The 13,250-nt window shown below is 74.7% G+C and carries 12 protein-coding genes; 9 read left to right on the top strand and 3 right to left on the bottom strand.

Annotated elements, in window-relative coordinates; translation table 11 throughout:
• Positions 1-5: 5 nt before the first annotated feature.
• From ACZ402_RS08745 to ACZ402_RS08730, 4 genes are read left to right on the top strand one after another with little or no spacing between them, the layout of a single operon-like run.
• Complete coding sequence (locus ACZ402_RS08745) at positions 6-2,903, top strand: VanW family protein (RefSeq protein ID WP_465285851.1); 2,898 nt, start codon at positions 6-8, stop codon at positions 2,901-2,903.
• 32 nt (positions 2,904-2,935) lie between these two features.
• Positions 2,936-3,841, top strand: a complete 906-nt coding sequence (locus ACZ402_RS08740) for a hypothetical protein (RefSeq protein ID WP_375822978.1) — start codon at positions 2,936-2,938, stop codon at positions 3,839-3,841.
• Complete coding sequence (locus ACZ402_RS08735; RefSeq protein ID WP_375822977.1) at positions 3,838-4,800, top strand: prephenate dehydratase; 963 nt, start codon at positions 3,838-3,840, stop codon at positions 4,798-4,800. The genes ACZ402_RS08740 and ACZ402_RS08735 overlap by 4 nt, the downstream gene beginning before the upstream one ends.
• On the top strand, positions 4,797-5,795 hold the full coding sequence (locus tag ACZ402_RS08730) for a prephenate dehydrogenase (RefSeq protein ID WP_375822976.1): 999 nt from the start codon (positions 4,797-4,799) through the stop codon (positions 5,793-5,795). The genes ACZ402_RS08735 and ACZ402_RS08730 overlap by 4 nt, the downstream gene beginning before the upstream one ends.
• An 8-nt stretch (positions 5,796-5,803) precedes the next feature.
• On the opposite strand, the gene ACZ402_RS08725 is transcribed toward ACZ402_RS08730, so the two are convergent.
• Positions 5,804-6,106 (bottom strand): putative acetyltransferase, encoded by a 303-nt coding sequence (locus ACZ402_RS08725; RefSeq protein ID WP_375822975.1) that lies wholly within the window; start codon positions 6,104-6,106, stop codon positions 5,804-5,806.
• A 154-nt stretch (positions 6,107-6,260) separates the two neighbouring features.
• Here ACZ402_RS08725 and fdxA point away from each other — a divergent pair, with 154 nt between their 5' ends.
• From fdxA to ACZ402_RS08710, 3 genes are all read left to right on the top strand, one after another.
• Positions 6,261-6,578 (top strand): ferredoxin, encoded by a 318-nt coding sequence (gene fdxA, locus ACZ402_RS08720; protein WP_024841122.1) that lies wholly within the window; start codon positions 6,261-6,263, stop codon positions 6,576-6,578.
• Between the two features lie 19 nt (positions 6,579-6,597).
• Positions 6,598-7,728 (top strand): succinyldiaminopimelate transaminase, encoded by a 1,131-nt coding sequence (gene dapC / locus ACZ402_RS08715; protein WP_375822974.1) that lies wholly within the window; start codon positions 6,598-6,600, stop codon positions 7,726-7,728.
• Positions 7,729-7,854: 126 nt separating this feature from the next.
• Positions 7,855-9,153, top strand: a complete 1,299-nt coding sequence (locus ACZ402_RS08710) for a citrate synthase (RefSeq protein ID WP_375822973.1) — start codon at positions 7,855-7,857, stop codon at positions 9,151-9,153.
• 75 nt (positions 9,154-9,228) lie between these two features.
• On the opposite strand, the gene ACZ402_RS08705 is transcribed toward ACZ402_RS08710, so the two are convergent.
• Both ACZ402_RS08705 and dapD read right to left on the bottom strand, forming a co-directional pair.
• Entirely contained in the window at positions 9,229-10,206 is a 978-nt protein-coding gene (locus tag ACZ402_RS08705; RefSeq protein ID WP_375822972.1) for a hypothetical protein, read from the bottom strand.
• 28 nt (positions 10,207-10,234) lie between these two features.
• Positions 10,235-11,227, bottom strand: coding sequence for a 2,3,4,5-tetrahydropyridine-2,6-dicarboxylate N-succinyltransferase (dapD, locus tag ACZ402_RS08700; protein ID WP_375822971.1), 993 nt, complete (start codon positions 11,225-11,227; stop codon positions 10,235-10,237).
• Positions 11,228-11,263: 36 nt separating this feature from the next.
• Between dapD and dapE the strand changes: the two genes are divergently transcribed.
• Together dapE and ACZ402_RS08690 are read left to right on the top strand one after the other, a co-directional pair.
• Complete coding sequence (gene dapE, locus ACZ402_RS08695) at positions 11,264-12,391, top strand: succinyl-diaminopimelate desuccinylase (RefSeq protein ID WP_375822970.1); 1,128 nt, start codon at positions 11,264-11,266, stop codon at positions 12,389-12,391.
• Between the two features lie 10 nt (positions 12,392-12,401).
• On the top strand, positions 12,402-13,238 hold the full coding sequence (locus tag ACZ402_RS08690) for an LOG family protein (RefSeq protein WP_375822969.1): 837 nt from the start codon (positions 12,402-12,404) through the stop codon (positions 13,236-13,238).
• The last annotated feature ends 12 nt before the right edge of the window (positions 13,239-13,250 follow it).

Raw genomic sequence — 13,250 nt, 5'->3', positions numbered from 1 at the left:
AGTGGATGGGTCAGCCGACCGACCGAGACGCCGAACTCGACTCCCCGCAGGACGCTGCGCCCGGTCAGGTGCCCGAGCCCGCCGCGCCCGGTGAGGCGGCCGCGCCCGTCGACGACGCCGGTGACGACGCGCCCGCGACGGTCGACGACACCGCGGAGCGCGAGGGCGACGCGGTCCGCGGCGACGGGACGGCCGAGGAGACGGCGCCTGCCGAGCAGGACGAGGTGCCTGCGGCGGCGGAGCGGGACGACGCGCCTGCGGAGCCCGCGGCACCGGCCGGTCAGGTCGAGGACCTCGCGGAGCCGGCGACGGCTGCCGTGGAGGCCCCGGCGGTGGAGGCCCCCACCGACCAGGTCGAGGAGCCGGACGTCGTGACGAACGAGACCCCCGGGGACGTCGCCGGCGAGGCGGTGGCGGATCCCGTGGAGCCGGCCGAGCCCGTCGGACCGGCCGAGGCCGGGACGGAGGACGCTGCGCCGGTCGAGCCCGCCGCGCCGGTCGAGCCCGAGGCCGCGGAGCGACCGGCGGCCGCGACGCCGACGGCGGGCGCGGACGTCTCTGCGGTGGCCTCGGGCCCCGAGGACGACCCGGTCGGGGTCGGCAGCGTCGAGGTGAGCGCGACGACCGACGCCGCCGCGACGGTCGAGTCACGGGGCGATGCTGCCGCGTCTGCATCGGCGCCGGAGGCGCCGACCGCGCCCGAGGGCGAGGCGTCCGCGCAGGGCGGCGACGACGAGGACGAGCCGTACGTCCCGCGCGTGTTCGCGTTCGACCCCAGCGTCCCGGCCGTGCTCGTCCCCTCGCCCGGCTCCGAGGCGCAGCCCGCCGCGGTGACGGGCGACCCGTCCGTCGATCCGGTCGACCCGTCCGCCGCGGCACCGAAAGCCGGGGCCCGAGCCGCGGCGGTGCCCGCGGCGGAGGAGCCCGACGCCGACCAGACGGCCGTGGTGCCCGTGGTGTCGCCGCAGGCACCCGCCTCGCCCGTCGCGTCGCCCGGTGCTGCGGAGCCGACGTCGGCGTCGGACGCCACGCAGGTGATCCCGCCCGTCGACCCGTGGTCGCGGCCGGCCCCGGTCGTCCGCACGTCCGTCCGGCCGGCTCCTCCGGCCGCGACGGAGGCGGCGGCACCGGCGGCGACCCCCGGGGTCGCGCCGGCGGCGGGCCTGGCCGGCGCCTTCAGCCCCGTCCCGCCCGACGAGTCGCGGGAGACCTCGCCCTTCGAGGGCTTCGAGGAGGAGGCGCCGCGGCGCGGCTGGGTGCGCGGGCTGCTGTGGACCGGCGTCGGCGTGCTCGTCCTCGGCGGCATCTACACCGGTGCGCAGTGGTTCTTCTCGGACAAGGTCCCGAGCGGGACGAGCGTCGCCGGCGTGGACGTCGGGGGTCAGACCCGGACGGCGGCGCAGGACACGCTCGAGGCCGAGCTCGGACCGCGTGCGGCCGAGCCGGTCACGCTCACGGCGGGCGAGGCGAGCACGACCCTCGACCCGGCGGCCGCCGGGCTGACGTTCGACGCCGCGGCCACCGCCGAGGAGCTCACCGCCTTCTCGATGAGCCCGGCCCGGCTGTGGCAGCACCTCTTCGGCGGCCAGGACGAGGCGCCGGTGCTCTCGATCGACGACGCCGCGCTCGACGCCCAGGTCGAGGCGCTGCGGGGGAGCCTCGAGATCGAGCCGGTCGACGGCACGGTGCAGTTCGTGGACGGCGCGCCGACGAGCACGCCGGCGGCCGACGGCTCGGCCCTCGTGACCGACGAGGTCCCGGCGGCCGTCACCGGGAGCTGGCTCGTCACGGACGGCCCGGTCGCGCTGCCGACCGAGCCCGTGGAGCCCGCGATCACGCAGGAGGAGACCGACGCCGCGCTCGCGCAGGCGCAGAAGGTCGTGTCCGCGCCCGTCGTCGTGTCCGTCGGCGGCCAGAACCCCGAGCTGCCGCCGGAGGCTCTCGCGGCTGCCGCCTCCTTCCAGGCGGCCGACGGCGTGCTCACCCTGACCTTCGACGGGGCGATGCTCGTCCAGTCGGTCGTCGACCGGACGAACGACCTGCTCACCGCCGCGGACGACGCCCACTTCGTCTTCCAGGACGGCGCCCCCGTCATCGAGGGCGGGGAGCCGGGCACGACCATCGACCCCGCGGCGATCGCGACGGCCGTCACGACGGCGGCCTCGGGCGACGAGCGGACCGCGACCGTCGAGCTCGTGGAGTCCGACCCGGCGCAGTCGGTGGCCGCGCTCGAGGCTCTCGGGATCACGGAGAAGGTCTCGGAGTTCTCGACCCCCGTGCCCAACGTCCCGGTCCGCACCGCGAACCTGCGCCGCGGCGCCGAGAAGGTGACAGGGACGCTCGTCAAGCCCGGCGAGACGTTCTCGCTCGTCGACACGCTGTCGCCGATCACGCTCGAGGGCGGCTACTTCGCCGCGGGCATCGTCGAGAGCGGGCGGCACACCGAGGGCGTCGGCGGCGGCCTGTCCCAGATGGCGACGACCACGTACAACGCGGGCTTCTTCGCGGGGCTCGAGGACGTCGAGCACCGGCCGCACAGCTACTGGTTCGACCGGTACCCCGCGGGGCGCGAGGCGACGATCTTCGTGGGCTCGATCGACATGAAGTTCAAGAACGACACCCCGTACGGCGTCCTCATGCAGTCCTGGGTCGGCGGCGGCGAGCTGCACGTCGCGATCTGGAGCACCAAGTACTACGACGTGGAGACGTCGTCGAGCGGCAAGTCGAACGTCGTCCAGCCCACGACGGTCACGCACTCGGGCGCCGACTGCGCCCCGACGCCCGCGGGCAGCCCGGGTTTCTCCATCACGAACTACCGCAAGGTCTACCACGAGGGGGAGCTCGTCAAGGACGAGTCCTACCGGTGGACGTACAAGCCGGACAACGCGGTCGTCTGCGAGTAGACGACCCGGTCCACCACACACACGGAGGTCCCATGCTCGGACGCAGCGAACGGGAGTCGGGCGCGCAGGCGCTGCTCGCCGCCACGGCGGCAGGCTGGGTCGCCGGCGACCCCGCCGAGGCGGACGCGCTGCTCGACCTCGGGTCGACGACGGCGACGCTGTCGACCGTCGCGAGCATCGACGGGCTGTCCGCCGTCGTGCACCTGGGGCACCCCGCGCAGCCGTCGCACGAGCTCGAGCGGGCGCTGCTCGCGGCGCCGCCCTCGCTCGTGCTCACGGGTGCGTCGGCCGTGCCGGCGCAGTGGGTCTGGGTCGGGCGGTCGGCCGCCGCCCGGGACCTGACGGGGCACGTCGTCGTGGACGAGGCGGGCATGCGCGACCGCCGCCACGTGCTGCGCACGATGGGGGTGAGCCCGTCCCTCGTCCCGACGCGGACGAGCCTGGAGGAGCGCGTCGCGCTCGCCGGCCCGGACGGCAGCCTCGTCGTGGAGCGCTCCGTGGCCGCAGGCCCCCTCGCCGCGCTCGGGTACACGGAGCTCGCCGGGAGCGAGGTCCTCGGGGACGGCGCGCCCGTCTGGTACGGCCTCCTGGAGAGCCGGGACGTGGTGCCGCGGGCCGACGGCGTCGCGCAGGTCTGGCTCGCGTTCGGGCCCCGGGACGACCACCGCGGCTCGCTGCAGCAGACGCTCGGGCTCGTCGCCCAGGCCGGCATCGATCTCCAGCACCTGCGCAGCCACCGCTCGCAGACCGGGACGCACATCTTCTTCTGCGCGTTCTCCTGCCCGGACGCCGCGACGCTGGACGGCCTCGTCGCGGGCTTCGCGGAGCGCGGCGTCGCGCACCGGCTGCTCGCCGTCCTGCCCGGGCAGGAGTTCGTGCCCGGTCCGGACGCGCTCGCGCCGCGCTGGGCGTCGGCGCCGGACCCCGTGCGCGCGTGAGCGTCGTCGGCTACCTCGGCCCGGAGGGGTCGTTCACGCACCAGGCGGCCGCCGGTTGGTGCGCCGACCGCGGGGAGGGCCAGGCGTTCCGGTCGGCCCGTCTCGCGGCGCGCACGACGGTGGCGGACGTGTTCGCCGGGGTCGCCGCGGGAGACCTCGCGCGCGGGGTCGTGGCGATCGAGAACACGGTCGAGGGCTACGTGGTGCCGTCGCTCGACGCGATCGTCGGGAGCGCGACGGTCGTCGCGGTCGACGAGCTCGTGCTCGACATCTCGTTCGACGCGTTCGTGCGTCCCGGCCACGGCGAGCTGACCGAGGTCACGGCCCACCCGCACGGCCTCGCGCAGTGCCAGGAGTTCGTCCGCCGGACGGGCCTCGCCCCGCGCGCCGCGTCGTCGAACGCGGCGGCGTGCCGGGACGCGGGGCCGCACCAGGTCGCGCTCGGGCCGACGATCTGCGGCGAGCTGTACGGGCTGGAGACGTTCGAGCGCGCGGTCGAGGACTTCGCGGGTGCCCGCACGCGCTTCCTCGTGCTCGCGCCGCGGGCGGAGGCGTCGGCGACGCTGGAGGCCGCGCGCACGCGCGGCGACGGTCCGTGGCGCACCATGCTCGCGGTGACCCCGGTCGTCACGGGGCCGGGCGTGCTCGCCCGGATCACGCGGTCCTTCGGCGAGCGCGGCGTCAACCTGTCGAGCCTCATCACGCGCCCGCTCAAGGCGGTGGCCGGCACGTACGTGTTCGTCCTGACGGTGGACGGCGCGCCGTGGGACGCGCCGGTCCGGGCCGTGCTCGACGACCTGGTCCGCGCGGGCGACTCGCTCAAGACCCTCGGGGTCGTGCCCGCGCGCGGCGAGCTGGACGAGTCGGTGCACGCCGACGTCGACGTCGCGCACGTCCCGGTGGGCAGCGTCGACTCCTCGGCAGATCCGTCCGCGCTCGCGGCGGGGCTGCTGTGGTGACGGCCGACGTCGAGCGCCCGGACGAGACCGCCGCGCTGCGGGTCGGGGTCGTCGGGCTCGGGCTGGTCGGCGGCTCGGTCGCGCGCCTCCTGCACGAGCAGGGCGTCGACGTGACCGCCTACGACGCGACGGCCACCACGCGCGCCGCGGCCCGCGCCGCGGGCCTCCGGGTCGTCGGCGACGTGGCCGACGTGTGCGCGGCGGAGCCCGACGTCCTCGTGCTCGCGGTCCCGCTGCGGGCCATGCGGGCGGTCGCGGCCGAGGTCGCGCGGCACGTGCGCGGCGCGACCGTCGTCACGGACGTCGGGAGCGTCAAGGGCGCGGTGCGCGACGCCGTCCGCTCGGCCGGCCTCGACGCGCGCTACGTCGGGGCGCACCCCATGGCCGGCACCGAGCACTCGGGGTTCGAGGCGTCCGACCCGCGGATGCTCGACGGCGCACGCTGGGCCGTCACGGTCGACGGGACGACGCGCCGCGAGGCGTTCGTCACGGTGCTGCGGCTCGTGACCGGACCGCTCGGCGGGACGGTGCACGTCCTCACCGACGACGTCCACGACGAGTCGACGGCGCTCGTCAGCCACGTCCCGCACGTGCTCGCCACCGAGCTCCTGGGCGTCGTCGCGGACGCACCCGTGCGGGACGTCGCGCGCGGGCTCGCCGCGGGCAGCTTCCGGGACGCGACGCGGGTGGGACGCACCGACCCGCGGCGCACCGAGGCGATGGTCACCGACAACGCCGCCTGGGTGGCGTCCGCCCTGCGCGTGGTCGTGCGCGACCTCGAGCAGCTCGTCGCGGCGCTCGAGTCGAACGCGCCGGTGGGGGAGTTCTTCGACCGGCCCGAGCCGGTCCGCGGTCCGGTTCGCGCGCCGGGCAGCGGGGAGCCGCGGCGGGTCGATCTCGACGCGGCGGGGGACTGGCGCACGGCGCTGAGCGACGCCGGTGCCCGGGGCGCGGTCGTCGTGGACGTCGCGGACGACGCGGTCGTCGTCGCCTGACGGCGGCGTTACCGCGGGGAGGCCGGGCGTCGCGGGGGGCGCGGCGGCACCGGCTTGCCCGCGACGATCGCGTCGAGCGGGACCTGCACGAGGGGCGGGACGTCGTCGTGCGCTCCGTGGCCACGGTGCGGCGGGGCGACGCTCCCGCCCGCGTCCTCGCGCAGGACCAGCTCCGTGGCGGTGGTCCGGACGACCACGCCGATCACGTCCGTGAGCGGCTTGCCCGCCGCGGCGGCCTCGTCGGGCGTGAGGCGACGGCGCACCACCACCCGCGTGCCCGGGGTCCACGTCGTCCAGGGCGCGTCGGGCACGGCAGCGCTCCTCGGGTCTGTGACGTTCGTCCACGGGCTGGTCAGGGAGGGTCGGGCACGGCCCGACCTGAGCGATACTAGTCCTGCGTCTCCCTGTCGTGACCTCGCCCCTCGCCGGGTCGGGGTCCGGACGAATCCAGAAAGGTACTCGGTCGTGACTTACGTGATCGCTCAGCCGTGCGTGGACGTCAAGGACAAGGCGTGCATCGAGGAGTGTCCTGTCGACTGCATCTACGAGGGCAAGCGGTCGCTGTACATCCACCCCGACGAGTGCGTGGACTGCGGCGCCTGCGAGCCGGTCTGCCCGGTCGAGGCGATCTACTACGAGGACGACGTGCCGACGGAGTGGAGCGACTACTACCGCGCCAACGTCGAGTTCTTCGACGACCTCGGCTCGCCCGGCGGCGCCGCGAAGATGGGTCTCATCGAGAAGGACGACCCGATGATCGCCGCTCTGCCGCCGCAGGCCTGAGCACCCGGCGCCGGCGCTCGTGGGACTCGCCGACCTCTCTGGTCTCGCCTATCCCTGGGACACCCTGACCCCGTACGCGGAGCGCGCCCGCGCGCACCCGCGCGGCGTCGTGGACCTCTCCGTCGGGACGCCCGTCGACCCGACGCCGGCGGTCGTGCGCGACGCGCTCGCCGCCGCCTCGGACGCGCACGGCTACCCGACGACGCACGGCACCCCGGCGCTGCGCGAGGCGGTCGCCGCCTGGTTCGCGCGGCGCCGCGGGGTGCCCGGACTCGACCCGGACGCGGTGCTGCCCACGGTCGGCAGCAAGGAGCTCGTCGGGCTCCTGCCCGCGCTCCTGCGTCTCGGGCCCGGAGACGTCGTCGTGCACCCCCGGACCGCGTACCCCACGTACGACGTCGGCGCGCGCCTCGCGGGCGCGACGCCGCTCGCGACCGACGACGTCGACGAGTGGGCGGGGCGGGCCGACGTCCGGCTCGTCTGGGTGAACTCCCCGAGCAACCCGACCGGGCGCGTGCTCGACGCCGCCCACCTCGCGCGCGTCGTCGCGGCGGCCCGTGAGATCGGGGCGGTCGTCGCGAGCGACGAGTGCTACGCGGAGCTCGCGTGGGCCGAGCCGTACGCCTCGACCGGCGTGCCGAGCCTGCTCGACCCGGCCGTCTCCGGCGGGTCCCGCGAGGGGCTGCTCGTCACGTACTCGCTCTCGAAGCAGTCGAGCATGGCCGGCTACCGCGCCGCGTTCGTCGCGGGCGACGCCGCGCTCGTCGCGGACCTGCTCGCGACGCGCAAGCACCTGGGCATGATCGTGCCCGCGCCCGTGCAGGCGGCGATGGTGGCCGCGCTGTCCGACGACGCCCACGTCGCCGCGCAGCGCGACGTGTACGCGCGGCGACGCGAGGTGCTCGTCGGGGCGCTCGGCGACGCGGGGCTGCAGGTCGACCACTCCGAGGCGGGCCTCTACCTGTGGACGCGGCCGGCCGGTGACCACGCCGGCGACTGCTGGCGGACCGTGTCCGACCTCGCCGATCTCGGCATACTCGTCGGGCCCGGAGCGTTCTACGGACCGGAGGGCTCGGGCCACGTGCGCGTCGCGCTCACCGCGTCCGACGAGCGCGTCCACGAGGCCGCCGCTCGACTCTCCGGAGCCTGATCTCTGACGTGACCTGCCTCACAGAGGCGTGGTGTTCTCGTGACGGTTCAGGATTGGTCACGTGCGGGTGAAGCGGGGTACGGTCGACCGCGCGGCAACGGCGCGAGCAGCAGCAGGAAGGGAACCATGACCACCACTCAGCAGGCGAAGGTCCGCCTCCTCGTCGACGACCAGGCGCAGGACCTGCCCGTGGTCACGGCGACCGACGGCAACGACGGCATCGTCGTGTCCTCCTTGCTCAAGTCGACCGGCCTCGTGACGGTGGACCCGGGCTTCATGAACACGGCGTCGTGCGAGTCGAGCATCACCTACATCGACGGTGACGCCGGCATCCTGCGGTACCGCGGGTACCCCATCGAGCAGCTCGCCGAGCAGTCGAGCTTCCTCGAGGTCGCGTACCTGCTCATCCACGGCGAGCTCCCCGACACCCCGACGCTCGAGGCGTTCGTCGAGCGCGTGAACCGGCACACGCTGGTGCACGAGGACTTCCGCACCTTCATGGGGACGTTCCCGCGCAACGCCCACCCGATGGCCGTGCTCTCCTCCGCGATCAACGCGCTGTCGACGTTCTACCCCGAGTCGCTCGACCCGTTCGACGACGAGACCGTCGAGCTCGCGACGGTCCTGCTCCTCGCGAAGACGCGCACCATCACCTCTTACCTGCACCGCCGCCGCGTCGGTGAGCCGCTGCTCTACCCCGACTACTCCCGCGGGTACGTCGACGACTTCCTGCGCATGACGTTCGCGACGCCGTACCAGCAGTACGAGGCGGACCCGGTCGTCGTCGACGCGCTCGACAAGCTGCTCATCCTGCACGCCGACCACGAGCAGAACTGCTCGACCTCGACGGTCCGCGTCGTCGGCTCGTCGCACGCCAACCTCTACGCGTCCGTCGCCGCAGGCGTCAACGCGCTCTCCGGCCCGCTGCACGGCGGCGCCAACGAGTCAGTGCTGACGATGCTCGACAAGATCGCGGGCGCCGAGTACGACGTCGACACCTTCATGAAGAAGGTGAAGAACAAGGAGGACGGCGTCCGCCTCATGGGCTTCGGGCACCGGGTCTACAAGAACTACGACCCGCGCGCCGCCATCGTGAAGAAGTCCGCCGACGCCGTGCTCTCGACGCTCGGCAAGAAGGACCAGCTCCTCGACATCGCGATGGGCCTCGAGGAGATCGCGCTCAACGACGACTACTTCATCGAGCGCAAGCTCTACCCGAACGTCGACTTCTACACGGGCCTCATCTACAAGGCCATGGGCTTCTCGCCCGCGATGTTCACGCCGCTCTTCGCCCTCGGCCGCATGCCCGGCTGGATCGCGCAGTGGCGCGAGATGATGAAGGACCCCCAGACCAAGATCGGCCGCCCCCGCCAGGTCTACGTCGGCGAGACCGAGCGCGACTACGTCCCGGTCTCCGACCGCTGACACCCGCTCCTCCGGACGCCGCGTCGCTCACCCTCGGTGAGCGACGCGGCGTCCGTCGTCTCCGGTAGCTGCCGGTCAGTCCTCGTCGGGGACGGCGACGTGGACGCGGACGAGGCCCGCGTCGAGCGGGGCAAGCTCGTCGGGGTCGAGCGCGCTCCACGTCGAGTCGTCGCGGGACCAGCGGCGGTCCCCGACCTCGACGGCGACGACGTTCGTCGCGTCCGCGGTGGCGACCGCCCACTGCGCGACGGCCCAGGCCGCACGGTCGAGGCCGCCGTCCTCGCCGGCGGCCGGCAGCCCGGAGGCGTCGACCTGGAGGGTGCTCCCGTCGCCGCCGTCGAAGGGCTCGACCCGGGCGCCGTCGCCGAGGTCGCGGGCGAGGCGGTCCTGGAACGGCTGCGTCGCGGCGCCGTCGGTGGGGACCTCCGTCGTGGCGACGGGGGCGAGGTCGCACGTGAGCGACGCGGGGGACCAGCCGGAGAGCGCGGAGGCCCAGGCGCGGGATCGCGGCTCGTGCTGCGCGTACGCGTCGGGGAAGCCGGACCGCTGGACGGTCTGCGCGGCGACGGTGACCTCCATCGCCTCGTAGCCCTCGACCGTCTCGAGCACGTCGTAGAACGCGTTGCTCGAGTACACCGGGTCCATGATCTCCTCGACGCTGCCCCAGCCCTGCGACGGGCGCTGCTGGAACAGGCCGACGGAGTCGCGGTCGCCGTAGTCGATGTTGACGAGGCGGGACTCCTGGAGCGCGGTCGCGAGCCCGATGGTCGCGGCGCGGGCGGGGAGGCCGCGGCGCACGGCGGTGCCCGCGACGAGCGCGGCGTTGTCCGCCTGCGTGACGGACAGGTACCAGGTGCGGCCGTCGGCGGTGGCCGCGCACCGCTCGGCGACGGGCGTCTCGTCGTCGAGCCGGTTGAGAGCGACGACGACGCCGCCCACCCCGACCGCGGCCACCGTGAGGAGGGTGACCGCGGCGCGGAGCGGGCGGCGCCGGCGGCGCGGGCGACCGACGTCGGGCAGGTCCCGGGAGCGGGGGGCTCGGGTCGCGGTCATGCGGGGCGCCGTCGTGCTCGTCGGCGGGTCAGTTGGCGTGCAGCGCGGCGTTGAGCTCGACGCCGGCACCGGTGCGGGACACGGCCTCGACACCGCCGGTGAGCGAGTTGCGGCGGAACAGGATGCCGGAGCGGCCGGAGAGCTCGCGCGCCTTGACGACGAGCGGCGCACCGTCGGCGCCGGTCTGCCCGACGACGGTCACCTTGGTCCCCGCGGTGACGTACAGGCCGGACTCGACGACGCAGTCGTCGCCCAGGGGGATGCCCAGGCCCGCGTTGGCGCCGAGGAGCGAGCGCTGCCCGACGGAGATGACCTCGCGGCCGCCCCCGGAGAGGGTGCCCATGATCGAGGCGCCGCCCCCGACGTCGGAGCCGTCGCCGACGACGACGCCGGCCGAGATGCGACCCTCGACCATCGAGGTGCCGAGCGTCCCGGCGTTGAAGTTGACGAAGCCCTCGTGCATGACGGTGGTGCCGGGCGCGAGGTGGGCCCCGAGGCGCACCCGATCGGCGTCGGCGACGCGGACGCCCGCGGGGACGACGTAGTCGACCATGCGGGGGAACTTGTCCACGCCGTACACGGTGACGGTCTGGCCGGCCGCGCGCAGGCGGAGGCGCGTCTCCTCGAAGCCGTCGACCGCGCACGGACCGTGGTTGGTCCAGACGACGTTCGTCAGGACGCCGAAGAGGCCGTCGAGGTTCTGGCCATGCGGCGCGACGAGGCGGTGGGAGAGCAGGTGGAGTCGCAGGTACGCGTCGGCGGTGTCGGCGGGGGCGGCGTCGAGGTCGATCTCGGTCCGGACCACGATGACGTCCACGCCGCGCAGCTCGTCGCGCTCGGCGAGCGCGTCGAGAGAGGCGGGGACGGTCGTGTCCGCGGGGGCGCTGCCGAGCGCCGGGGCCGGGTACCAGACGTCGAGGGTCGTGTCGTCGTCGGTGACGGTCGCCAGGCCGTAGCCCCACGCCGTACGCGGCTCGGACGCGGCCGCGGAGGGGGCGGTCGCGGGGGTCGCAGAAGTCATGCGCCCCACCCTATCCGCCGCGGGTAGGGTGCTGGCGTGACCTCTCCCACCACCGGCACCACGCCCGTCCTCGACCTCCGCGGCGACCTCGTCGCGCTCTTCCGCGCCGTGTGCGACACGCCGTCGGTGAGCGGCGACGAGCGGACGCTCGCGGACGCGGTCGAGACGGCGCTGCGTGCGTACCGGCACCTGGAGGTGGTGCGCGACGGCGACACGGTGGTCGCGCGCACGTCGCTCGGCCGGGAGCGGCGCGTCGTGGTCGCGGGCCACCTGGACACGGTGCCCCTCACGGACCCGCCGAACCTGCCCACGCGAGTCGTGGGGGAGGGTGCGCACGCCGAGGTCTGGGGCCGTGGGACGGTCGACATGAAGGGCGGCGTCGCGGTCGCGCTCGCGCTCGCGGCCGAGCTCGACGCCCCGGCGCAGGACGTGACGTGGGTGTTCTACGACAACGAGGAGGTCGCGTCCGACCTCAACGGGCTCGGGCGCCTCGCGCGCAACCGTCCCGACCTGCTCGCGGCCGACTTCGCGGTCCTCGGCGAGCCGACGTCCGCCGGTCTCGAGGGCGGGTGCAACGGCACGCTGCGGGTCGACGTGCGCGTCCCCGGGGTCGCGGCGCACTCCGCGCGCTCCTGGACGGGCGCCAACGCGATCCACGCCGCGCACGAGGTGCTCGACCGGCTGGCGGCGTACGTCCCGCAGGAGATCGAGGTCGACGGCCTGGTCTACCGGGAGGGCATGAACGCGGTGGGGATCCGCGGCGGGATCGCGGGCAACGTGATCCCGGACGAGTGCGTGGTCACGGTGAACTTCCGGTTCGCGCCGTCGCGCTCGGTCGCCGAGGCGGAGCAGCACGTCCGCGAGCTGCTCGCCGGCTTCGAGGTGGTGCTCACCGACGCCGCACCGGGCGCGCGCCCGGGGCTGGACGACCCGCTCGCGGCGGACTTCGCCGCCGCGGTGCTGGGCGTCACGGGCGGCGCGCCGGCCCCGAAGTACGGCTGGACCGACGTCGCGCGCTTCGCGGAGCTGGGCGTCCCCGCGGTGAACTTCGGCCCGGGAGACCCGCTGCTCGCCCACAAGGACGACGAGCGGTGCCCGGTCGGCGAGCTCGCGCTGTGCCGCGAGGCGCTGCGTGCGTGGCTCACGGCCGCCCCTGCGACATAGGCTCGTGACCATGAGCGACACGGTGCGTGACCAGGGTTCCGACGACGGCCTGCCCCAGGCCGGGACGGGGTACCGCAAGGGGCCGGTCCTGCTGCGCGGGGACCAGATCCCGCGCCAGACGACCGACCAGCGTCTCCTCGACACGGGGGGCAGCGCGGACTGGGTCCACTCGGACCCGTGGCGCGTGATGCGGATCCAGAGCGAGTTCGTCGAGGGCTTCGGCGCGCTGGCGGAGGTCGGCCCGGCCGTGTCCGTCTTCGGGTCGGCCCGGACCAAGCCGGACCACACGGACTACGCGCTGGCCGAGGACGTCGGCCGTCGCCTCGTCGACGAGGGCTTCGCCGTCATCACGGGCGGGGGACCGGGCATCATGGAGGCGGCCAACAAGGGCGCGTCCGAGGCGGGCGGGCTGTCGATCGGTCTCGGCATCGAGCTCCCGTTCGAGCAGGGCATGAACCGGTACGTCAACCTCGGCGTGAACTTCCGCTACTTCTTCGCCCGCAAGACGATGTTCGTCAAGTACGCGCAGGGCTTCGTCGTCCTGCCCGGGGGCTTCGGGACGTTCGACGAGCTGTTCGAGGCGCTCACGCTCGTGCAGACCCACAAGATCACCGAGTTCCCCGTGGCGCTCGTCGGGACCGACTACTGGAGCGGGTTGCTCGACTGGGCCCGGACCGCGGTCGCCGGACGCGGCATGATCAGCGCGCACGACCTCGACCTCGTCCACCTGTGCGACGACCCCGCCGAGGCCGTCGCGTACGTATGCGACCGCGGCGCCGAGCTGCGCGCCGAGGAGCTCGAGGCGACCGAGGAGCTCGCCCGGGCGCAGGCCGGCGACGCGAGCTGACGGCCGCGGCGC

The organism is Cellulosimicrobium sp. NPDC030954, assembly GCF_055571305.1.
Note: the sequence above shows the minus strand (reverse complement) of the source record. Positions and strands in the feature narration are given on the sequence as shown.